Annotated in this window: 20 protein-coding genes; 7 read left to right on the top strand and 13 right to left on the bottom strand. The window is 63.0% G+C overall.

Annotated elements, in window-relative coordinates; translation table 11 throughout:
* Positions 1-79 precede the first annotated feature (79 nt).
* The 8 genes from AAGW05_RS03455 to AAGW05_RS03420 all read right to left on the bottom strand — a co-directional run bounded on the left by AAGW05_RS03455 (position 80) and on the right by AAGW05_RS03420 (position 9,990).
* The gene (locus tag AAGW05_RS03455; protein WP_411803072.1) at positions 80-1,402 is read right to left on the bottom strand and encodes a thymidine phosphorylase; all 1,323 of its coding nucleotides are present in this window, start codon (positions 1,400-1,402) and stop codon (positions 80-82) included.
* The gene (locus AAGW05_RS03450; protein WP_411803071.1) at positions 1,399-1,827 is read right to left on the bottom strand and encodes a cytidine deaminase; all 429 of its coding nucleotides are present in this window, start codon (positions 1,825-1,827) and stop codon (positions 1,399-1,401) included. The genes AAGW05_RS03455 and AAGW05_RS03450 overlap by 4 nt, the downstream gene beginning before the upstream one ends.
* Before the next feature lie 2 nt (positions 1,828-1,829).
* Positions 1,830-3,125, bottom strand: a complete 1,296-nt coding sequence (locus AAGW05_RS03445) for an ABC transporter permease (protein ID WP_411803070.1) — start codon at positions 3,123-3,125, stop codon at positions 1,830-1,832.
* Entirely contained in the window at positions 3,122-4,348 is a 1,227-nt protein-coding gene (locus AAGW05_RS03440) for an ABC transporter permease (protein WP_411803069.1), read from the bottom strand. Before AAGW05_RS03440 ends, AAGW05_RS03445 begins: the two co-directional genes overlap by 4 nt.
* Positions 4,345-5,925, bottom strand: a complete 1,581-nt coding sequence (locus AAGW05_RS03435; RefSeq protein WP_411803068.1) for an ABC transporter ATP-binding protein — start codon at positions 5,923-5,925, stop codon at positions 4,345-4,347. The genes AAGW05_RS03440 and AAGW05_RS03435 overlap by 4 nt, the downstream gene beginning before the upstream one ends.
* A 131-nt stretch (positions 5,926-6,056) precedes the next feature.
* The gene (locus AAGW05_RS03430) at positions 6,057-7,175 is read right to left on the bottom strand and encodes a BMP family lipoprotein (RefSeq protein WP_411803067.1); all 1,119 of its coding nucleotides are present in this window, start codon (positions 7,173-7,175) and stop codon (positions 6,057-6,059) included.
* 295 nt (positions 7,176-7,470) lie between these two features.
* Entirely contained in the window at positions 7,471-8,691 is a 1,221-nt protein-coding gene (locus tag AAGW05_RS03425; protein WP_411803065.1) for an amidohydrolase, read from the bottom strand.
* A 153-nt stretch (positions 8,692-8,844) separates the two neighbouring features.
* The gene (locus AAGW05_RS03420) at positions 8,845-9,990 is read right to left on the bottom strand and encodes a mannose-1-phosphate guanylyltransferase (RefSeq protein ID WP_411803064.1); all 1,146 of its coding nucleotides are present in this window, start codon (positions 9,988-9,990) and stop codon (positions 8,845-8,847) included.
* A gap of 313 nt (positions 9,991-10,303) precedes the next feature.
* Between AAGW05_RS03420 and sdhC the strand changes: the two genes are divergently transcribed.
* The 4 genes from sdhC to AAGW05_RS03400 all read left to right on the top strand — a co-directional run bounded on the left by sdhC (position 10,304) and on the right by AAGW05_RS03400 (position 13,847).
* Entirely contained in the window at positions 10,304-10,696 is a 393-nt protein-coding gene (sdhC, locus tag AAGW05_RS03415; protein ID WP_411803063.1) for a succinate dehydrogenase, cytochrome b556 subunit, read from the top strand.
* Between the two features lies 1 nt (position 10,697).
* The gene (locus tag AAGW05_RS03410; protein ID WP_411803062.1) at positions 10,698-11,165 is read left to right on the top strand and encodes a succinate dehydrogenase hydrophobic membrane anchor subunit; all 468 of its coding nucleotides are present in this window, start codon (positions 10,698-10,700) and stop codon (positions 11,163-11,165) included.
* A 94-nt stretch (positions 11,166-11,259) separates the two neighbouring features.
* On the top strand, positions 11,260-13,059 hold the full coding sequence (gene sdhA / locus AAGW05_RS03405) for a succinate dehydrogenase flavoprotein subunit (RefSeq protein ID WP_411803194.1): 1,800 nt from the start codon (positions 11,260-11,262) through the stop codon (positions 13,057-13,059).
* Positions 13,059-13,847: a succinate dehydrogenase iron-sulfur subunit gene (locus AAGW05_RS03400; RefSeq protein WP_411803061.1), complete on the top strand. Its 789-nt coding sequence runs from the start codon at positions 13,059-13,061 to the stop codon at positions 13,845-13,847. The genes sdhA and AAGW05_RS03400 overlap by 1 nt, the downstream gene beginning before the upstream one ends.
* A gap of 105 nt (positions 13,848-13,952) precedes the next feature.
* On the opposite strand, the gene AAGW05_RS03395 is transcribed toward AAGW05_RS03400, so the two are convergent.
* From AAGW05_RS03395 to AAGW05_RS03375, 5 genes are all read right to left on the bottom strand, one after another.
* Positions 13,953-15,467: a hypothetical protein gene (locus AAGW05_RS03395; RefSeq protein WP_411803060.1), complete on the bottom strand. Its 1,515-nt coding sequence runs from the start codon at positions 15,465-15,467 to the stop codon at positions 13,953-13,955.
* Between the two features lie 395 nt (positions 15,468-15,862).
* Positions 15,863-16,420 (bottom strand): 2'-5' RNA ligase family protein, encoded by a 558-nt coding sequence (locus tag AAGW05_RS03390; protein ID WP_411803059.1) that lies wholly within the window; start codon positions 16,418-16,420, stop codon positions 15,863-15,865.
* A gap of 2 nt (positions 16,421-16,422) precedes the next feature.
* A complete protein-coding gene (trpS, locus tag AAGW05_RS03385; protein ID WP_411803058.1) occupies positions 16,423-17,451 on the bottom strand; it encodes a tryptophan--tRNA ligase in 1,029 nt (342 codons plus the stop codon).
* Between the two features lie 15 nt (positions 17,452-17,466).
* Positions 17,467-18,309 carry an exodeoxyribonuclease III gene (locus AAGW05_RS03380; protein WP_411803057.1) on the bottom strand — a complete coding sequence of 281 codons (843 nt, stop codon included), beginning with the start codon at positions 18,307-18,309 and terminating at the stop codon, positions 17,467-17,469.
* 98 nt (positions 18,310-18,407) lie between these two features.
* Positions 18,408-19,037 carry a hypothetical protein gene (locus AAGW05_RS03375; protein ID WP_411803056.1) on the bottom strand — a complete coding sequence of 210 codons (630 nt, stop codon included), beginning with the start codon at positions 19,035-19,037 and terminating at the stop codon, positions 18,408-18,410.
* A gap of 341 nt (positions 19,038-19,378) precedes the next feature.
* On the opposite strand from AAGW05_RS03375, the gene AAGW05_RS03370 reads away from it, so the two are divergent.
* The 3 genes from AAGW05_RS03370 to AAGW05_RS03360 are packed head-to-tail and all read left to right on the top strand — an operon-like array spanning position 19,379 to position 21,323.
* Positions 19,379-19,879, top strand: coding sequence for a Gmad2 immunoglobulin-like domain-containing protein (locus tag AAGW05_RS03370; RefSeq protein WP_411803055.1), 501 nt, complete (start codon positions 19,379-19,381; stop codon positions 19,877-19,879).
* Positions 19,880-19,935: 56 nt separating this feature from the next.
* Positions 19,936-21,015 (top strand): M4 family metallopeptidase, encoded by a 1,080-nt coding sequence (locus AAGW05_RS03365; protein ID WP_411803054.1) that lies wholly within the window; start codon positions 19,936-19,938, stop codon positions 21,013-21,015.
* The gene (locus tag AAGW05_RS03360; protein ID WP_411803053.1) at positions 21,012-21,323 is read left to right on the top strand and encodes a protealysin inhibitor emfourin; all 312 of its coding nucleotides are present in this window, start codon (positions 21,012-21,014) and stop codon (positions 21,321-21,323) included. The genes AAGW05_RS03365 and AAGW05_RS03360 overlap by 4 nt, the downstream gene beginning before the upstream one ends.
* The last annotated feature ends 10 nt before the right edge of the window (positions 21,324-21,333 follow it).

The raw sequence follows: 21,333 nt of genomic DNA, 5'->3' as shown, positions 1-21,333 counted from the left end.
TGGGCGAAACATTCAGGGAACTTCGGGGTGGCGTTCCCTCCCGCCGTGCTGCTTTGGGCGGGTAATCCGGCGTTGCGTCTCAGGCGATACGGTCAATAATGAGCTTCGTTGCCGGGCGTGAGCCTTCCGGCGCGATGGTCACGGCGCCCGCGAGCGCTTCCCTGGCCCGCTCGAACTTCTCCGGGGTGTCGGTCAGCAGCGTCATGAGCGGCTCGCCTGCCCGCACCAGCGCGCCAGGCTTGGCATGCATGCGCACACCGGCTCCCGCCTGGACGATGTCCTCCTTGCGCGCCCGCCCAGCCCCGAGGCGCCAGGCAGCGACACCCACGGCCATGGCATCCAGACCTACAAGCACGCCGTCGGCCGGTGCGAGGATGGTTTCGGACTCACGGGCCACGGGCAGCGCCGCGTCCGGGTCCCCGCCCTGGGCCGAAATCATCCGGCGCCACACGTCCATGGCCCGCCCGTCCTTCAGCGCAGCGGCAGGGTCGGCGTCGCGGATGCCTGCCGCGGCAAGCATTTCCTGCGCCAACGTCACTGTCAGTTCGATTACGTCTTCCGGACCGCCGCCGGCCAGGACCTCCACGGACTCCTGGACCTCGATGGCGTTTCCGGCCGTCAGGCCAAGCGGCGTTGACATGTCAGTGAGCAGGGCCACGGTATTCACACCCGCGTCCTTGCCAAGTGCCACCATGGTCTCGGCCAGTTCCCGCGCCATCTCCACGCTCTTCATGAACGCGCCGGAGCCAACCTTCACATCGAGCACGAGCGCCCCTGTCCCTTCGGCAATCTTCTTGCTCATGATGGAGGAGGCGATCAGCGGTATGGCTTCCACCGTCCCCGTGACATCGCGCAGGGCGTACAGCTTCTTGTCGGCCGGGGCCAGGCCCGCACCCGCAGCGCAGATCACGGCGCCGACCTGGGACAACTGGCGCATCATCTCCTCATTGCTGAGGTTTGCGCGCCAACCCGGGATGGCCTCGAGCTTGTCAAGTGTGCCGCCTGTATGCCCCAACCCCCTGCCGGAAAGCTGTGGCACGGCTGCACCAAACACGGCGACAAGTGGCGCCAGCGGGAGGGTGATCTTGTCCCCCACCCCGCCGGTTGAGTGCTTGTCGGTAGTGGGCATTGACGCCCCGGAGGGCGTGCGCAGGCCGGAGAAGTCCATCCGCTCCCCCGAGTCGATCATGGCCGCCGTCCATTGGGCAATCTCCGCCCGGTTCATGCCGTTGAGCAGGATGGCCATGTTCAGCGCCGCCATTTGTTCATCCGCAATGGTGCCGCGGGTGTAGGCGTCGATGGTCCAGGCAATCTGGTCTGCGCTGAGCACACCCCTGTCCCGCTTGGTGCGGATGATGTCAACCGCGTCATACGCCGGGCCTGAATACGCTTGGTTGTTCATGGTGCGTCCGTCCTGTCGTCTGTGCCTGCTGCAATCCGGTCAAGGTCCCGCGGCCCAAAGGCGTCCGGGAGGACCTCGTCCATCGTTTTCGCCCCGGATGAGGTCATCAGCAGCGTCTCCGCCGTGCTGAACTCAAACAGGATCTGCCGGCAGCGCCCGCACGGCATGAGGATGCCGCCGGTGCCGTCCACGCAATAGAAGTGGGTGATGAGCCCGCCGCCGTTCATGCGGGCGGCACCAATCATGGTGCACTCGGCGCACAGGGTCAGCCCGTAGCTGGCGTTTTCAACATTGCAGCCCGTGACGATGCTGCCGTCAGCCAGCCTCGCGGCAGCCCCCACGGGGAACTTCGAATACGGCACGTAGGCGCTGGCTAGCGCCGCGGTGGCGGCTTCGCGCAGCGGTTCCCAAACGACCTCGGACATGCTCACTCCTTGATGTACGGTTCGCCGTCGGCGGCGGGGGCCATGGCCTTGCCCACGAAACCTGACACGGCAAGGATGGTCAGCGCGTACGGCAGCATGGCAAGGAACTGGCCGTCGATGGGGGTTCCGGCGAGGGACAGGATGCTTTGCAGGTTGCCGGCCACGCCAAACAACAAGGCGGCAAGGGCCGCACCGATCGGATTCCACCGGCCAAAGATCAGCGCCGCCAGGGCGATGAAGCCCAACCCGCCCGTCATGTCCTTGCTGAAACTGCTCACGGCTACGAGCGTGAAGTAGGCGCCGCCGATTCCGGCCACCGCCCCGCCCGCCAGAACGTTCAGCACGCGGGTGCGGTTGACGTTGATGCCCACGGTGTCCGCTGCCTTGGGGTGCTCGCCCACGGCCCGCACGCGCAGTCCCCAGCGGGTGCGGAACAGCCCGTACCAGAGCGCCACCACCAGGACCAGCATGAAGTAGCCGATGAGCGACTGCCTGAACAGGGTTGGCCCGATGATCGGGATCTCGGACAGCAACGGGATGGGCAGGTTGGGCAGGTGCGCCGGCTGGTTGTAGATGGTCACCCCGTCCACCTTGGTCTTCATGATCTTTTCAAACAGGAAGCCGGTCAGGCCCGACACCAGCACGTTCAGCACCACGCCGACGATGATCTGGTTCACCACATACTTGATGCTGAATACGGCTAGCAGCACCGAAACCAGCACACCGGCCACGGCGGCTGCAAACAGTCCGGCGAAGGCGTTGTGGGTCAGGGAGGAGACAAGGGCGGCGGTAAAAGCACCGGCCAGCAGCTGGCCCTCAATGGCAATGTTCACCACGCCTGCGCGTTCGGAGAGGACACCGGACATGGAGCCGAACACCAACGGCGTCGTAATGAGCATGGCGCCAGTAAACAGGCCCACAAGGGTGATGTTTTGCGAGGTGGTTCCACCGATGATCCACACCATCAGGCCCACCACAAACACCACTGTGAATGTCATGACAACCCATTTGGCGGCCTTGCCGGTGGCCTTTGTTTGGCTGTAGGCCATGTAGGCCAGTGCCAGGCAGAGCACAGATACGATGACGCCCATGGCCTTGGCGGGAAGCACAAGGTTGGGGATCCGCCAGGCGTCGCCGTCCTGGGAAATCCTGAAGGTTGCTGTGCCGCTGGGGCCAAGCACAATGAAGACCACGACGGTGAAAAGAGCCAGGGCTCCCAGCAGGATCGGCATTTTCCAACTGCGGACTGCGACGGCGTCGGCCACCTTTGACGGTGCGCCCTTGGCGGTGATGCTCATGCTCGAACTCCTTCACGGCGGACTTCCCTGATCCGGAACATGGACCGGATGAGGGGAGGGGCGGCAATGAACAGCACAATCAGCGACTGCACAACGGCGACGATGTCAATGGAGACGTCGGCGTTGATGGCCATGGATGTGCCGCCTGCCTTGAAGGCACCAAACAAGAGTGCTGCGAAGAACGTGCCCCAGGGTTTGGAGCGGCCCAGCAGGGCAACGGTGATGGCGTCAAAGCCAATGCTTCCGGCGATGTTGGAGTCAAGGGTCTTCTCCGTCCCGGCCAGTTGGGTCACTCCCGCCAAGCCGGCAAGTGCGCCGGAAATGAGCATGACGCTGATGTACCCGCGGGAGACGACCATCCCTGCCGTGCGGGCCGCGCGGGGGTTGGCGCCGATGGCCCGGTATTCAAAGCCAAGCGTGGAGCGGTTCAGGATCCAGGCCACCACGACCACGGCCAGCACGGCAAGAATCAGGCCTGCGTGCACGCGGTAGTTGGGGCCCAGCAACAGCGGGAACATCGCCGTCGGGTGCATGGACGGGCTGATCGGGTTGCTGCTGGAGGGATCCTGCAGCTGGTTCTTGAGCAGGTACAAGACAAGGGATATGGCGATGTAGTTGAGCATGATCGTCACGATCACCTCATGTGCGCCTGTCTTGGCCTTCAGGAAACCGGCGATGCCGCCCCACAGCGCACCGCCGATGGCGCCTGCCAGAACAACGGCGAGCAGATGGATGCCCGGGGGCAGTTCCATCATGAACCCCACAACGCCGGCAAACGTGGCACCAAGGATGATCTGGCCCTGGGCGCCAATGTTGAACAGGCCAACCCTGAAGGCCAGTGTCACGGCAAGGCCCGAAAGGATCAGTGGCGTGGCGAACGTCAGTGTTTCAAAGATGCCAAGCCGGCCCTGCCAGGTGCGGGCGCCGGGATCGTACGTGGCACCGCGCCACAGGGCGCCGTACGCGTCGGAAACTGCAGCCCAGATGGCCCGGAATGTGGCCCCGGGATCGCTGAAGAAGTACCCAAACGCGGTCGTCACCCGGACGTCGGTGACGGCAATGAGGATGCCGCCAATGACGAGGGCAACCACCACTGCCAGTAAGGAGATCACCGCGTTCCCGCTCATGATCTCGCGCACCAGCTGGGTGCCGTTGTTTTCCTTCGGAGGGGTTTCAGGTGTTCCTGCCGGCTTGCCGGCCGGCCCGTTCACGTCCACGCTCATGGCCGGCCTCCTTCGGATTCGCCTGGTTGACCGCCGGAATTCCCGGTGTCCAGTGATTTCATTTGTTCCTGTGCTTCTTCTGCGCCCAGCCCGGCCATCATCAGGCCAAGCAGTGCGCGGCTGGATTTTCCGGGCACGATCCCCATGAGCCGCCCGGCAAAGAGGACGGCGATGCGATCGGCAAGTTCAAGGACTTCGTCAAGTTCAGTGGAAACAATGACGACGGGCGTGCCGGCGTCGCGTTCGGCCACGATGCGCTTGTGCAGGAACTCAATGGAACCCACATCGACGCCGCGGGTTGGCTGTGAGGCAATGAAAAGTTTCAGCGGGCGGGAGAGCTCGCGAGCCATCACCACCTTTTGCTGGTTTCCACCGGAGAGCGTGTCAGCCGCGTCCTGCTCCGATTGCGCCCTGACGTCGTATTCATCGACCTTTCCAACCGCGTTCTTGGCGATGACAGCCCGGTTCAGGGTTCCCCGGCGTGAGAAGGGTGTCTTCTTGTACAGGTCGAGGATAAGGTTTTCGGCGATGGAGAACTCCCCCACCAGACCGTCATCCTGCCTGTCCTCGGGCACAAACCCGACGCCGGAATCAAGGATCTGGCGCACGCTCCGCCCGACCAGTTCCTTCCCTTCCAGGGTGATGGAGCCCAGCACGTGCTTGTGCAGGCCAAGCACAGCCTCGGTGAGCTCCGTCTGGCCGTTGCCCTGCACGCCGGCGACGGCGAGGATCTCACCCTTGGCAACTTCCAAGGTGACGTTGTCAAGAAGGCGGTGCCCGGCGTCGTTCATGACTGTCAGGTTCGAGACCTTGAAGGTCACCTCGCCAGGTTCGGCGTCGGCCTTGTCAAGGGTCAGGTTCACGGCGCGGCCAACCATCATGGCGGCCAGTTCCGTGGTGGGGGTCGACGGCGGCGCCGAACCGACCACCTTGCCGCGGCGGATCACCGTGATGGTGTCCGAGATTGCCTTGACCTCGCGCAGCTTGTGCGAGATAAACACGATCGAGGTTCCGCCGTCACGCAGCTGCCCCATGATGTCCATGAGTTCATCGGTTTCCTGGGGAGTGAGCACGGCGGTGGGCTCGTCAAGGATGAGGATCTTTGAGTTGCGGACCAGGGCCTTGATGATTTCCACCCGCTGCTGCACGCCAACGGGGAGGTCCTGAACGAGCGCGTCAGGGTCCACGTCAAAACCGAACTTGGCGGAAATTTCGCGGATTTTCCGCCGAGTGTCCTCGAGGTTCAGGATTCCACCGAACGTTGTGGATTCGGCGCCGAGGGCCACGTTCTCGGCCACTGTGAAGACCGGGACAAGCATGAAGTGCTGGTGCACCATGCCGATGCCTGCGGCCATGGCATCAGCCGGGCCGGAGAACTTCACGGGCTTATCATCAACGAGGATCTCCCCGGAGGTTGGCTCGTAAAGGCCGTACAGGACATTCATGAGGGTGGATTTTCCGGCCCCATTTTCACCGAGCAGGCTGTGAATCTCACCGGATTCCACCACCAGGTCGATGTGGTCGTTGGCCACCAGGGCACCAAAGCTTTTGGTGATGCCCCGAAGTTCTAGTTTCAACGTTGGACCTGTCTGTTAAAGTCGTCTGCGAGTTGCTGGCTTTGCCGGTGTTTCAGGTTCAAGCCGAGATATTGCACGCCAGTGCCAGGACGCGGGCAGATTTCCTGCCTGCGTCCCGGCACAGGGTGGGACTACTTCGGGCTGGCCTTGGATTCGACCTTGATGGAACCGTCGATGATGCCCTTCTTGATGGCATCGAGCTGGCTCTTGGTGTCGGCACTGACGGAACTGTCCAGGTCATGGAACGGGGCCAGTGCCACGCCGGCGTTGTCAAGGGTGCCGATGTACGGTGCCGGATCAAACTTGCCATTGAGGTCGTCCTTGACGATGGTCTCCACGGCCTCGCCCATGGTCTTGATGACCGAGGTCAGCAGGATTGACTTGTAGGTGGGTGCGCTGAGGAATCCATCGGAGTCGACCCACACGAGCTTGACGTCCTTGCCTCCCTTGTTGGCAGCCAGAATGGCATCGCCTGCACCCTTGCCGAGCGGGCCGGCTACGGGCATGATGACGTCGGCGCCTTCCGAGATCAAGTTGTTGGTGATCTTGGTGCCTTCCTGGATGATTTCAAAGGTGTTGGCGAAGGACCCCTGCTGGGTTGCGGCGTTCCAGCCCAGGAGCTGCACCTTCTTGCCCTGCTTTTCGTTGTAGTACGCCACGCCGTCGGCGAAGCCGTCCATGAAGATCGTGACGGTGGGGATGTTGATGCCACCAAAGGTGCCAACCTTGCCGGTCTTGGATACCGCCGCTGCAGCGTAGCCGGCGAGGAACGCGGCCTGGGCTGTGTCGTAGACAACAGGCTTGACGTTGGGTGCCTTGATGCTGTTGTCATCGATGATGGCGTAGTGCAGGTCCGGGTTGGCCTTGGCCGCCGAAGCGGTGGCCTCGGCCAGCAGGAAGCCCACGGTGATGGTGAGGTTGCAGCCTGCGCTGGCCATCTGGCTCAGGTTCGGCACAAAGTCCGAGGTGCTCGTTGACTGGGCTTCCTTCATCTTGGTGCCCAGGTCCTTCGTGGCCTTCACGAGGCCCTCATAGGAGGACTGGTTGAAGGACTGGTCGTCGAATCCGCCGGAGTCCGAGACGATGCAGTTCAGGTAGTTGGCAGCGGCCGGGTTCGCCGATCCGGTGCCTGAACCGCCAGCGGCTGGCGGAGCGGCTCCGCAGCCTGACAGGAGCAGCGCAAGGGCGCTGGCGGAAACGGTTCCGACAATGGCTCCGCGCCTGACGGTATTCAGAAACAAACTTTTCAAGGTTCCTCCATAAGGTATTTGGCTGCAGTGGCAGAAGGGCGCCAAACACAAACTCGGGCCTGCCTGGGCAGTTAGAGGAGCGTTGTTGCTCCGACTGCTCAGGCGAACCCGAATACCTTGGCGCACCCCAACATTGCGGTGCTGCTAATCACCCTAGTGTGCCCGAACTACCAGCGGGTAGCTAACGGGGGCACGCAGGGGTCATCGTTGAGGAACCGTTACCTAAAAGGTGCACCGGGTGCCGCGGGGAGCCGCCCAGGCCCCGCTCCCTGGCCGGACCCATGGGCGGTGTGCCTTACTGCCGGGCATCCCCTTCCGGCGCCACGCGCAAGGTGCGCAGTGCCGCGGCGCACAGCACGCGGATGCCCACGGACAGGGCGCGCTCGTCGACAATGTAGTCGCCACGGTGGAGGTCGTACTCCTCACCGCCGGGGGCGTGGGTGCCAAGACGCATGAGAGAACCGGGGACGCCCTGCAGGAACCAGGCAAAATCCTCCCCGCCCATGGACTGCGGCGCGAGCACCACGGTGTCCTCGCCCAGTTCGGCGCGGGCTGCGGCCTCGATCACGGCTGTTTCGTGTTCGGAGTTGACCACGGGCGGAACGCCGCGGGTGTGCTCCAGGTGCACATCAACACCATAGGGCGCGGCAACTTGCTGCACCACGTCGTCGAGCAGTTCCCCTGCCGCGTGCCAGGCCTCGCGGTCAAGGCAGCGCATGGTGCCGCTCATGACGCCGTGGCCCGGGATCGCGTTGGGTGCCGAACCGGCGTTGATCTGGCCCCACACCACCGAAACGCCGCTGCGGACATCCACGCGCCGGGACAGCACGGCAGGGACGTTAATGGCGATTTGGGCCAGCGCGAACACAAGGTCCTCTGTCAGGTGCGGGCGCGAGGTGTGGCCCCCACGGCCTGAAAGTTCAATCTTGATGGTGTCCGAAGCGCTCGTGATCGGCCCGATGCGGGTGCCGATCTTGCCCACCTCGATGCGGGGGTCGCAGTGCAGGGCAAGGATGCGCGGGACGCCGTCGAGCGCGCCCTGGTCGATGCAGGACAGTGCGCCGCCGGGCATGGTCTCCTCGGCAGGCTGAAAAATGATCCGCACGCGGCCGCCCAGCGGGGTGTCCTGGTGCATCTTAGCCAGCACCAGGGCGATGCCGAGCATGGAGGCTGTGTGGAAATCGTGGCCGCAGCCGTGGGTCACCCCGTGGTTGCGAGAGGCGAAGGGCAGTCCTGTCTCCTCGAGGATGGGGAGGGCGTCGATGTCCCCGCGCAACGCCGTTGCAATGGGGCCCTCGCCAACATCGACAATGACGCCGGTACCCTCCAGTCGGCGCGGGGAAAGGCCAGCCTCCACGAGCTTGTCGTAGATCCTGCCTGTGGTGCGGAACTCCTGGAAGGACAGTTCCGGGTGGGCGTGAAGGTCACGGCGGAATTCGATGACCTCTTCCAACAACGGTTCGAGCCAGGGGCCCACCAGCTCAGTCGGTTCTGTTTCCAGCGAGTAATTGCGCACAGTTCAAACTCTAACCATGTCGGCGCGCCCGGGCGGCATTGACGGCGTCGCATTACACAATGCGCCGTGGCTGCGGCGCCGCCACGGGGCCCACGCGCCCGAGGGGCCCGAAGTGAAGACGCGCCAGCGGCTTCACTTCGGGAGGGGCGGGGATTACAGGACTCCGGTTTCGCCCTGCGCCTTGAGCCCGTCGACGGCCTTCTTGACCAGTTGAGAGTGGGCGCGGGTCGTCACAAGCAACGCGTCGGGAGTGTCCACGACAACCACGTCCTGGATACCGATCAACGCGATCACGCGCGTGGTGTCCGTGACAACGATGCCCGTGCTGTCCTCGGTGAACACGCGGGCGCCTTCGCCGATGACCTTGACGTTCTTGTTTTCCTTGGCACTGCTCAGCCGCGCAATCGCGGCAAAGTCACCTACGTCGTCCCAGCTGAAGTCGGCCGGAATGACGGCGACGTCGCCCGCGTCCGCTGCGGGCTCGGCCACAACGTAGTCGATGGCGATCTTGGGCAGGGTGGGCCAGACGCGGTTCTTCACGGCAATCCGGTCAGGGGTGTCCCAGGCCAGCGCGATTTCCATCAAGCCCTCATAGAGGAGAGACTCGTTGGCCTTGAGGTGGTGCAGCATCAATTCGACAGGGGCGACGAACATGCCGGCGTTCCAGCTGTATTCCCCGCTTGCAAGGTACTGTTCGGCGATTTCCTCATTGGGCTTTTCAACGAACTTCGCCACCGTGTGCGCGCGCGGTGCCCCATCCACGGTCAAAGGCTCCCCGATACGGATGTAGCCAAATCCTGTCGAAGCGTGCGTCGGCTTGATGCCGATCGTCACAATCTTGCCCGTGGCGGCAGTGTAAATCGCCTCGCGCACGGCGTCCTGGAACTTCTCCACCGGGCTGATCACCTGGTCGGCGGCGAAGGACCCCATGATCGTGGCCGGATCCCGGGTGAACAGGATGGCAGCGGCCAGGCCGATGGCGGCGCCTGAATCCTTGGGCTCGGTTTCCAGGACAAGGTTCGCGTCGAGAATCTCGGGAATCTGGCGGCACACGGCTTCCCGATGCGCCTCCCCTGTGACAAGGAGGACCTTTTCGCCGCTGAGCGGTTCGAGCCGGTCATAGGTGGCACGGATCAGTGTGCTGCCGCTGCCCGTGAGGTCATGGAGAAACTTCGGCGCGGCGGCACGGGACAGCGGCCACAGCCTGGTGCCGACTCCGCCTGCCGGGATCACTGCATAAAAGCGGTCCAGTGGATCCGTTGCGAATTGACCGGGGTCAACCAAATTTTGCGTATTCATCCTCTCCACCATAATCGATGCCCCCGTCAGAACGGCGACGGCGCAAGTGGGGACAGCAAAAAGTTCCACCCACAGGTGGAGGCCGGGGACACGCCGTCGTACTTTGAACAATGCAGCCAAAACTGCCGCGAAAACCCCCATACACCGGCCTTTTGTGACACGGCTGTGATTTGCCGCATAGAGCAAGGAGTGCCTAAGTTGAATATGCTGTTAGCTAAGCCTAAATTTAGGCTCAAGTATGAGTGCTCACGCCGTGTGCGTTTCCCCGCGTGGAACCACGCTAGCGCAACGGTGACGCAGGGAAGGTTTACTAGTGCCGACAAAACCAGCTGGCACTCTGTACCGCGGCCGAGAAGGCATGTGGTCCTGGGTGGGACACCGGATTACCGGTGTAGTTATCTTTATATTCTTGTTGGTGCACGTTTTGGACACCTCACTGGTGCGCGTGTCCCCCGAAGCGTACACAGCAGTTATTGGGGCGTATAAAAACCCCATCATGGGCTTGGGCGAAGCCGCCCTTGTCGCAGCAATCGTGTTCCACGCCTTCAACGGCCTGCGCATCATTGCGATCGACTTCTGGAAGAAGGGCCCCAAGTACCAGCGTCAAATGCTGTGGGGTGTTCTCGCCCTGTGGGCCGTGACCATGATTCCGTTCTTGATCCGTCACCTCACCATTGTCTTCTCCAATTTCTTCGGGGGTCACTAAATTGAGTACCGACTCCATCGCTGCACCGCGCTCCAACAGCGCGCAGTCACCCAAGTACAAGCGCGGCAAGGGCTCCAACTCAAGCTTTGAGATGGTTGCCTGGCTCTTCATGCGCCTCTCCGGGGTTGTCCTGATCGTTTTGATCTTCGGGCACCTGTTCGTGAACCTGATGGTTGGCGAAGGCATCCACGCCATCGACTTCGGCTTCGTTGCCGGCAAGTGGGCCGATCCGTTCTGGCAGTTCTGGGATCTGGCCATGCTGTGGCTCGCCATGTTGCACGGCACCAACGGTGTCCGCACCATCATCAACGACTACGCCGAGCGTGCCGGTACGCGAATGACGCTCAAGACGGTCCTGTACATCGCCTCCGCCGTCATCATCATCCTGGGCACCCTGGTCATCTTCACCTTTGACCCCTGCCCTCCTGGCGCTGTCATTGACCTACCGTCCTTCTGCCCCGTTCCCTAACTTTTTTCAGGGGAATCCTCTGGGGCTTAGGCCCGGGGTTGCACGAAGTGAACACAAGCTTTTAATGCAGTAAATGAGAGAAAGAGCATCCAGTATGCAGGTCCACAAATACGACGTCGTAATCGTCGGGGCCGGTGGCGCAGGAATGCGTGCCGCCATTGAATCCGGCCAGCGTGCCCACACCGCTGTCCTGACCAAGCTCTACCCCACCCGCTCCCACACAGGTGCAGCCCAGGGCGGCATGTGTGCCGCACTGGCCAACGTGGAAGAGGACAACTGGGAGTGGCACACCTTTGACACGGTCAAGGGCGGCGACTACCTGGTCGACCAGGATGCCGCGGAGGTCATGGCCAAGGAAGCCATCGACGCCGTCATCGACCTGGAAAAGATGGGCCTGCCGTTCAACCGCACGCCCGAAGGCCGCATTGACCAGCGCCGCTTCGGTGGCCACACCCGCGACCACGGCAAGGCGCCGGTACGCCGCGCATGCTACGCCGCCGACCGCACCGGCCACATGATTCTGCAGACCCTGTACCAAAACTGCGTCAAGCACAACGTTGAGTTCTACAACGAGTACTACGTACTTGACCTGCTGACGGTTGAAGAGGAAGCCACCCGCGAGGATGGCACCATCTACCTGCAGAAGAAGATTGCCGGCGTCGTCTCCTACGACCTCGCCACCGGCGAACTGCACATCTTCCAGGCCAAGTCCGTCATTCTGGCCACAGGTGGTGCAGGCAAGGTCTTCAAGACCACCTCCAACGCACACACCCTCACTGGTGACGGCATGGGCATCGCGTTCCGCAAGGGCATCCCCCTGGAAGACATGGAATTCTTCCAGTTCCATCCGACAGGCCTTGCCGGTTTGGGCATCCTGCTCTCCGAGGCAGCCCGCGGTGAGGGCGCAATCCTGCGCAACTCGGACGGTGAGCGCTTCATGGAGCGTTACGCCCCCACCATCAAAGACCTGGCACCGCGCGACATCGTCGCCCGTTCCATGGCCAACGAGGTCCGCGAAGGCCGCGGTTGCGGCCCCAACAAGGACTACGTGCTCCTTGACCTGACGCACCTGGAGCCGGCTCACATCGATGCCAAGCTCCCGGACATCACCGAGTTCGCCCGCACCTACCTCGGCGTCGAGCCGTACACGGAGCCGGTTCCGGTGTTCCCCACGGCCCACTACGCCATGGGCGGTGTTCCCACGAACATCACCACCGAGGTCCTCCAGGACAACGACACCATCATTCCCGGCCTGTACGCCGCCGGTGAGGTTGCCTGTGTCTCCGTCCACGGTTCAAACCGTTTGGGCACCAACTCTCTGCTCGACATCAACGTCTTTGGCAAGCGCGCCGGTGTGGCCGCTGCCGAATACGCCAAGGGTGCCGACTGGGTTGAGCTCCCGGAGAACCCCGAAGCAGACACCCGCGCGCTGCTTGACCACGTCCGCAACTCCGACGGCGGCGAAAAGGTTGCCCTGATCCGCAAGGATCTGCAGGACACCATGGACGCCAACATGCAGGTGTTCCGCACCGCCACGTCAATTGACAAGGTGCTGGCCGACATCGCCTCCTTCGAGGAGCGCTACAGCCGCATCACTGTCCAGGACAAGGGCAAGCGCTTCAACCTTGACCTGCTCGAGGCCGTTGAGCTTGGCTTCCTGCTTGAACTGGCCAAGGTCATGACAGTTGCGGCACTGCACCGCCAGGAGTCACGCGGTGGACACTACCGCGAGGACTTCCCGGACCGCGACGATGAGAACTTCATGAAGCACTCCATGGCCTACCTTGACTCGGGTGTCACCGCAGCTAGCTCGGAAGAGCACATTGCCGGTATCCGTCTGGAAACCAAGCCCGTTGTCGTTACCCGTTACCAGCCGATGGTGAGGAAGTACTAATGAGCGCCGAAACTGAACTGCCGGAGCCGGCATCAAAGATTGAACTGCCAGCACACCTCGGCGGCGGCGGAGAAATCCCCACCTTCGACGTCACGCTGCGTGTCCGTCGATACAACCCCGAGGTCTCGGAAGAGTCCACGTGGGAAGACTTCACGATGACCATGTACGGCACAGACCGCGTGTTGGATGCCCTGCACAAGGTCAAGTGGGAGCAGGACGGCTCGCTGTCCTTCCGCCGCTCATGCGCACACGGTGTTTGTGGTTCAGATGCCATGCGCATCAACGGCCGCAACCGCCTTGCCTGCAAGACGCTGCTGAAGGACCTCGACACGACCAAGCCCATCACCGTTGAGCCCATCAAGGGCCTGCCGGTTGAGAAGGACCTGATCGTGGACATGGAGCCGTTCTTCCAGTCCTTCCGCGAGGTCATGCCGTTCCTGGTCAACCGTGATCACGCCCCCACCAAGGAGCGCCTGCAGTCCGCCGAGGACCGTGCGCGTTTTGACGACACCACCAAGTGCATCCTGTGTGCCGCGTGCACGTCTTCCTGCCCCGTGTTCTGGACCGACGGGCAGTACTTCGGCCCGGCCGCGATCGTGAACGCACACCGCTTCATCTTCGATTCACGCGATGATGCAGGCGACATGCGCCTTGAGATCCTCAACGACAAGGAAGGCGTGTGGCGTTGCCGCACCACCTTCAACTGCACCGAAGCATGCCCCCGCGGCATCCAGGTCACGCAGGCAATCGCAGAGGTCAAGCAGGCCATCCTGGCCCGCCAGATCTAGTCGTTCCTGTTCGCGATAGCGCCGCTCCCCTTGTGGGGGCGGCGCTTTTACGTTAAGCTCTGCCGCGTTGGCCACTCCCCCATTTCTTGTGGGGCAGTTTGACTGTCAGCCGGCGCGCACCGCTGCGACAAGGTCAGGGAGCAATTTCGCCGCATTCGGGGTGCCGAGGCCGGTGACCGGATCCCACCCGGTGGTTGCCGGGTAGCCGGCGATGGTTGGGTCGGCCGTGTTGTTGCCAGTGGTGACGTCGTAGAAGTCGTTGGCATACGCCGCGGAATCCGCCCCGATCTTGTACAGTGCAGGGTTGATGGGGCCCAGGCCGCCGCCGTTCATTTGCGCGGCGATGGCCACCAGCCCGGCCCATTGCGGGCAAGACAGCGATGTTCCGCCGATGTCATACCAGCCGGTGCTGCAGGGCACGTCCCCGCAGCGCAGTCCGCTGAGTCCATCTGGTGGCAGCGTCAAGTACACAAGTGCCCCAGTGCCGGCACTCGCCTGCAGGGCTATGTCCGGAACGCCGCGCATGGCCCCGATCGGTGTACTCCCGGACGGCAGCGTTACCTGGTAGTCGGGGCGGGCAAAGATATGGCTGAATCCACCACCGGAGAACGTCCACCCAACTTCGGCAACACCGGGGTTGGCTTGGCACTTGGCTGGCGGGCTGGCGCTGTCCACAACACGAGTAGCGGTCGCGGTGGGATCGGTGCACAGGTACGTTCCGCCTACACCTGTGACGAGCGGGTCCGACGCCGGCCACTCAACGGTCGGGAAAGGGAAAGGCTGCCCAGCGTTGGGGCCGCGCACAGGGGACTTGCCTCCGTTGGCTGTTCCCCCGTCACCGGAGGAACCCAACACGGTAACGCCATTCTGTGCGGCTGCAATGAAGGCGTGGCGCAGGTTTTGCAGCGACTTGGCACTGCCGAAAGCATCCTCAGCCGAGGCGAAGCTCTGGGAGATCACCTGGGCCAGGTGGTGGTCCACAACATACTGCTCGGCGGCCATCATCAGTGGGAAACCCTGAACCCCGAGTGTCTCAGCGGTGGGGGTGGTGACCAGCAAGATGTTCGCCCCCGGTGCCATTGAATGGGCGGTTTCCACGTCAAGGGCAACTTCCAGCGCCCATGCCGACTTGTTTTCCTGTCCCGTTCCCTTGCTCTTGGGCGGCGGCGCCTTCGTGGCGGGCGAGCCCTGGAGGTGCAGCTGGCTGAAAGTTGGCATGCCGGGCGTGCACGTCACTGCTTCCTCACCGCACATCGGCCGGAGATTGAAGGCTTGATTGTAAACGTGCAGGTCGTGAGCCATCGTGTCGCTGCCGTATGAGTCAACGATCGCGATGGTAATCCCTGTGCCGTCGTGGCCGTCGGCATATAGCGGGTTCACGTTGTAAGCCGCCCTGGTGGACTGCGGGGTGAAACAGCGCCGGCCGACGGAGGCGCATTGGGCCTGGGTGGGCGGTGTCGCGGAGCTGTTGACCTGAACAAAGTTGCTCACCGCTGGAACCACTGCGGGATACTCCGCCCGGGGCGCCGGGGGCGTGGGAAAAGCGGCCACGCAGGTGGCCGCCAGCAGGGCCGCACCCCCGGCCATGGACAGTAGTCGGACTCCTGTACGAGATTTCATGCCAACCTCCGTACGTGTTGCACGATGGCCCGCACGGACGGACTGAATGCCGCCCTGGCCGCCCCAACAGACCGCAGGTCACTCTCGGTTTACATCTTGGGCAGTTCCCCTGTCAAGGTCTTGGATGCCCCGGACCACTCGGGGCAGGTCCTGCTGCGGGTGCCGCGCTTTTACGTTCCCGTTGCCCCTTTTCATAATCTGTGTGGCAGATATTGGAAATCTGTGTGGCAGATATTGGAACGATTTGGGTGTTTTTCGATGTTTTTGGGCCAACAACTGCTACACAGATGTCGAGGTACGACGGGCTTGGCGGTGCCTTCAGCGGCGCAGCCATGGGCTTCCTTGCTATCACTCCCGGCGCGGTCGGCCCGGGCAGGTGCACCGCCTGTGCCTGCCTACTGCTCTCGTGCTCCCCCAAGTTCCAGCTCCTCACGCAGGGCCCAGGCGTCTGCAAGATAGTCAAAAAGCCCAATGCTTGTGACTTCAAAGTCGGCCTCGAAACCTGCCATGTCCGCTTTCGCCAGCTCCATGGATTCCGGATCCAGGTTATGGGCCATCGTCAGGTGCGGGTGGAAATCATATTCCAGCAGGTGTTCCACGGGTCCTGCCACCAATTCCTGGTGAAGATGGGAACAGGTCTCGGCGCCGTCCTCCACATTCAGATAGACAACGGGCGACAAGGGCTCAAAAGTACCCGTGCCGCGCAGCGAAATCGTGAACGGCTCCCCCGCCGCGGCGACCTTGCGAACATGCTCGGCAGCCTCCTCCCAAGAGTCCGTTGCACGGCCCGACACCAGTGTGATGTGCGGAGGCACGACGGCGGCATCCGGGCCTGCGAAACGGTCACGGCGTGCGCTGAGCTCGGCTGCGAGGTCAGCCGGAAGGGAGATGATGACGCCAAGGCTGTCGGCGTGCGGGGCGGGGGACCCCCCGCTTTGACCAATGCCCGGCATGGCTATCGGACCGTCCCAAGGGGAGGCAGGAAACCAACCTTTGCGTAAACGTCGGCAAGGGTGACGGAGGCAATCTCCCGCGCCTTTTCCGCCCCACGGGCCAGCAGCGAATCAAGTTCCGCCGGGTCGTCAAGCAGTTCAAGGGTGCGTGTGCGGATGGGCTCAAGCCTGGCCACAACCGCCTCTGCAACATCGACCTTAAGGTGGCCGTACATTTTGCCGTCGTAGTCAGCCACCAGGGCGTCAACGGGCTTGTCCGTCAGGGTGGACAGGATTTCAAGCAGGTTCGTGACGCCCGGCTTGTTCTCCCTGTCGTGCGCAACGACGGTTCCGGCGTCGGTGACGGCCGACTTGATGCGTTTGGCCGTGACCTTGGGATCATCGAGGATGTTGATCAGCCCGTTGGGGCCCGACGCGGACTTGGACATTTTCGACGTCGGATTTTGCAGGTCATAAATGCGCGCGCCTTCCTTCTGGATGAAGGCCTCCGGCACGGTGAAGGTGTCGCCAAAGCGGTGGTTGAAGCGCTTGGCAAGATCCCGGGCGAGTTCAACGTGCTGGCGCTGGTCGTCGCCCACCGGGACCCCCTCGGGGCGGTACAGCAGGATGTCTGCAGCCATAAGCACAGGGTAGGTGAACAGGCCGACGCTTGCGACGTCGGCACCGCCCTTGGCCGACTTGTCCTTGAACTGGGTCATCCGGGATGCCTCGCCGAAGCCCGTGATGCAGTTCAGCACCCAGGCCAGCTGGGCGTGTTCGGGCACGTGCGACTGCACAAACAGCGTCGACTTCTCAATGTCGATGCCGCCGGCAATGTACTGTGCGGCTGTCTTGCGGGTCCGGGCGCGGAGTTCGGCAGGATCCTGGGTGACGGTGATGGCGTGCATGTCCGGGATGAAGAACAGCGTCTGGTAGTCATCCTGGTTCTTGACCCAGTTGACCAGGGCGCCAAGATAGTTGCCAAGGTGCAGGGAGTCACCGGAGGGCTGCATGCCCGAGAGTACGCGCGGGCGGACTGTGGTTTCACTCATTGATGTGGGAGTCCTTTAGAACTTGTAATCGACGACCAGCGGGGCATGGTCTGAGAAGCGGGATTCATAGGATTCGGCCCTGTCAACGACCGATTCGATGGCCTTGGATGCCAGGGCCGGGGTGGCCATGTGGTAGTCGATGCGCCAGCCTGTGTCGTTGGTGAAGGCCTGTCCGCGGTTGGACCACCAGGTGTACGGGCCGTCAACCTCGCCGGCCAGTTCGCGGGCCACGTCCTTCCAGCCGATTTCCTCGCCAAAGAACCTGTCAAAGTAGGCGCGTTCCTCGGGCAGGAAACCTGCGCGCTTGACGTTGCCCTTCCAGTTCTTGATGTCAAGCGTCTTGTGCCCGACGTTCAAATCGCCCACCACGAGGGCGTGGTCGCTGGCGGCGGCAAGTTCGGGCAGACGGGTGATCATGGTGTCAAGGAAGCGGAACTTGTCCTCCTGCTTGGGGGTGCCAACCTCGCCCGAGTGCACGTAGGCGCTGACGACGCTCAAGGTGGTGGGTGTCCCGTCGGAGGCTGTCAGGGCGTAGTCGGCCTCGACCCAGCGTCCGGTGGTGGCGAAGTAGTCCTCGCCAATGCCGACGCGGGTGGCGACGGGCTCGATCCGGTCCTTGCGGGTTGCGATCAGGACACCCGCGCGGCCCTTGGCCTCGGCCTCAGCATGCAGGAGGTGCCAGTCCTCGCCGAGGAAGCCCTCAACGATGGCATCCGGTGCGCGGACTTCCTGCAGGCACAGGATGTCGACGTCGCGCCCGTCCAGCCACGCGGCCATGCCGTTCTTGTAGGCGGCACGGATGCCGTTGACGTTGACGCTTGCGATCCTTAAACGACCGTTTTCGATACCGTTGCTCACTTGTTACACCTTACCTGCAGGGGCCTTGAATCCTCGGCTACCCGTTGCGTTTCCATGTCTTGGCGGGAATGAGGCCGCCGTGGGTCGAAAAGCTCCGGTCAGTCGATGACGACGCCGCTGACGGGCTCGTCGCCGTCGTCAGTGGTATTTGCGGGCTGGCCCTTGGCGTTTCCGGATTCCCCGGCTTGGCGCTCGGCGTTCTTCTTCGCCATGGCTGCGTCCATCTTTGCTTCCTGGGCTTCCCAGTTCGGGTTGATCATGCCGCGGCCGTTGGCGGCCGTGATGTCAATGGTGTCCAGGGCGCGGGCCACCATCTCAGGGTCCTTGCCGAGGTATTCCTGAACCACGCCCACCTGGACATTAATGATCTTGAAGGAGTGGTCAAGCTTCAGATCCCGTGCCTTCTCGGCCGTGCGCGATCCTGAGTCCTGCGACACGAGCCGGGTGCCGCCGTCGGACGGGGCATTGGCACTGTTCTGCTGGGACATCTGGGCCTGGGCCAGGGCAACCTGGCGGGCACCAAACGCAGCAGCCTTGTGGACGCCGATGTACACCACTGTGGAGAGGACCAGCCAGCCGAACGCGATGGCGGCAATGATCCACCCCAGCACTGTGCTGTTGTTGGCGGCAAACACCAGCGCCACCAGGAATACGAGCGCCAGCACAATGGTGCCCATGCCTGTGTATTTGCTGGGTTTGGACAATTTGCCGGTTCCAAGAGAAGTCATGCACCCATTCTCTCAAATGGCGGCGTGTGGCGGGACCGCCTTCCACCAGCGGCGAACGGGGGCTTGTCCGCCGGACGCACGACGTCGGCTGGCGGGTTGCGCTCAAGTGCGCCGAACCAGCACCCATCACCGAGGCGGCGTGGCGGGTACATGCAGGGAACGGCGTTGTTGCTTCGGCGGTGACCGTCCGGCGACTGGCATTTTGAGACCACCGCCAAAACCCTTGTGTCCGGGGTCCTGGCCAAGCGTGGCTTGGCCCCATGCGTGCAGGCTGGCAAACCTGTCCTTGCCATGGGCCATTATCAGGGGCATCATGGTGGACAATGACTCGGGAGGGCATCATGGTTACTCCACGCATGATCGAGGTTCGCCAGCCGCGCCACAATGACGTGATCGGCAAGGCGTTTGTCATTGCGGGCTTCGGCACCGGCTTTGAGGCAGTGGTCCTGTGGAAAGTCTTGGACAACGCCGGGCACACCTTGGGCAGCGGGAACGTCCACGGGGCCGGCTCCATGGGCGTTATCCACGACTTTGGCAACGTGGTGACCCTGGGAAACACCCCGGCCCGCGGCGCCCACGTGACTTTGCAGGTCTTCGGCGATGATCCATCCGGCATCCACCCGCCCGGCCCTGACCTGAACTTGATCCGTGTCACTTTGTTCACGGCGCTGGCGGGCTTCAAGCTCTATGAGGTCAAAAGCGGGGACAACCTCACCCAGATCGCTCTGCAGCAGGGGCAAAACACCACGGCAACCGACATCTTCGACGCCAACAGGGACACCATCGTTAACCCCAACCTGATCTTCCCCGGCCAGATTTTCCGCATCCCGCTGCTCAGCTAAACAGCGTCTTGGTTAGCACTGAAATTCCCACCACCACAGGAAGATGAGGCAAGGACATGTCAAGAAGCTATGGGCGGGCCCTTTGCAGCATTGCCCCGCCGGACATGCTGGGGCGGCTGGCAGTAGACGGGACCCCCAAACAGCGCGAGGCTGCTGTCCGCGCCCTGGCCACCTCCGCCGCCATCCGCTCCCAACGCGCGGTGATGGGCCGGCTGAACCGCCAGCTCAACCTGAACATCGGGCAGATGGTGGGCTTCGCGGTCACCCCGCAGCGACGCCTGACCGTCTATGACAACAAAACCAATGGGCGCACTTTCCTGCCAGGGACGCGGGCCCGTGACTGGGGCCAGCCGCCGGTGGAGGACGCTGCCGTCAACCAGGCCTACGACGGCAGCAGCGCAACATACGAATTTTACCGCGATGTGTACCACCGCAATTCCCTGGACGGGGCGGGTCTGGAGCTGATTTCCTCCGTGCATTACGGCGTCGGGTTCGACAACGCCTTCTGGGACGGAGCCCAAATGGTCTACGGCGACGGCAGCGGGCGAATCTTCCAGGTTGGCGGACTGACCCGTTCCCTTGATGTCATAGGGCATGAACTGACCCATGGCGTCACTGAACTGACGGCCGGGCTTGTCTACAGCAAACAGTCGGGGGCCCTGAATGAGTCCTTCTCCGACGTCTTTGGCTCCATGGTCAAGCAGTACAGCCTGGGCCAGTCTGCCGCCGAGGCGGACTGGCTGATCGGGGAAGGGATCCTGGTGCCAGCACTGGGGACGGCCCTGCGCTCCATGATGAAGCCCGGCACAGCCTACTCGGGCGACAGGCAGCCCGGCCACATGGATGACTACGTGGACCTGCCGGACAACAACGATCCCCGCAATGACAACGGCGGGGTGCACATCAACTCGGGCATCCCCAACCACGCGTTCGCTCTGGCCGCCACGGCCATGGGCGGGAACTCCTGGGAGAAGACGGGAAAGATCTGGTACGAGGTGCTGACAACCCGCCTGCGCCCCAACTCGCAATTCGATGAGGCCGCCCAAGCCACCGTTGACGTTGCCGGGGCCTTGTTCAGCTCCACCGAACAGGACATTGTCCACAACGCATGGAAAGAGGTTGGCGTCCTTCCATGAAGCTGACGATTCGCAGGGGCGGCGGGATTGCCGGCATGGTCACCCAGACCGAGCTGGACGCACAAACGTTGCCGGAACCTGCTGCGCGGGACTTTGCCGGGGCGGTGGCCCGCGCCCACTTGGCCCTCCAAGCTGCAGAACCGCCGGCCCGCAATTGGCCCGATGCCCTGCTTTATGACATCGCCTTGGAGGAAACCGGTGCTCCTGTCAGCGTCCATTACACGGATGCGACCTTGCCCGAAGACGTCCGCCTACTGGTGGCGTGGGTGGATGGGCGCCCCGAACGGGTCGAATCGATCGAAAGGTAGATTCCTCACC

Origin of the sequence: Arthrobacter sp. LAPM80, assembly GCF_046736435.1 — a bacterium.
Classification (GTDB): domain Bacteria; phylum Actinomycetota; class Actinomycetes; order Actinomycetales; family Micrococcaceae; genus Specibacter.
Note: the sequence above shows the minus strand (reverse complement) of the source record. Positions and strands in the feature narration are given on the sequence as shown.

Bases quoted from the DNA above. Each gene is read 5' to 3' on its own strand.
- AAGW05_RS03365 (WP_411803054.1), top strand. From the start codon at position 19,936: ATGTCAAGAAGCTATGGGCGGGCCCTTTGCAGCATTGCCCCGCCGGAC.
- AAGW05_RS03445 (WP_411803070.1), bottom strand. From the start codon at position 3,125: ATGAGCATCACCGCCAAGGGCGCACCGTCAAAGGTGGCCGACGCCGTC.
- AAGW05_RS03370 (WP_411803055.1), top strand. From the start codon at position 19,379: ATGGTTACTCCACGCATGATCGAGGTTCGCCAGCCGCGCCACAATGAC.
- AAGW05_RS03390 (WP_411803059.1), bottom strand. From the start codon at position 16,420: ATGCCGGGCATTGGTCAAAGCGGGGGGTCCCCCGCCCCGCACGCCGAC.
- AAGW05_RS03395 (WP_411803060.1), bottom strand. From the start codon at position 15,467: ATGAAATCTCGTACAGGAGTCCGACTACTGTCCATGGCCGGGGGTGCG.
- AAGW05_RS03455 (WP_411803072.1), bottom strand. From the start codon at position 1,402: ATGAACAACCAAGCGTATTCAGGCCCGGCGTATGACGCGGTTGACATC.
- sdhA (WP_411803194.1), top strand. From the start codon at position 11,260: ATGCAGGTCCACAAATACGACGTCGTAATCGTCGGGGCCGGTGGCGCA.
- AAGW05_RS03420 (WP_411803064.1), bottom strand. From the start codon at position 9,990: ATGAATACGCAAAATTTGGTTGACCCCGGTCAATTCGCAACGGATCCA.
- AAGW05_RS03400 (WP_411803061.1), top strand. From the start codon at position 13,059: ATGAGCGCCGAAACTGAACTGCCGGAGCCGGCATCAAAGATTGAACTG.
- AAGW05_RS03360 (WP_411803053.1), top strand. From the start codon at position 21,012: ATGAAGCTGACGATTCGCAGGGGCGGCGGGATTGCCGGCATGGTCACC.
- AAGW05_RS03440 (WP_411803069.1), bottom strand. From the start codon at position 4,348: ATGAGCGTGGACGTGAACGGGCCGGCCGGCAAGCCGGCAGGAACACCT.
- trpS (WP_411803058.1), bottom strand. From the start codon at position 17,451: ATGAGTGAAACCACAGTCCGCCCGCGCGTACTCTCGGGCATGCAGCCC.
- AAGW05_RS03450 (WP_411803071.1), bottom strand. From the start codon at position 1,827: ATGTCCGAGGTCGTTTGGGAACCGCTGCGCGAAGCCGCCACCGCGGCG.
- AAGW05_RS03375 (WP_411803056.1), bottom strand. From the start codon at position 19,037: ATGACTTCTCTTGGAACCGGCAAATTGTCCAAACCCAGCAAATACACA.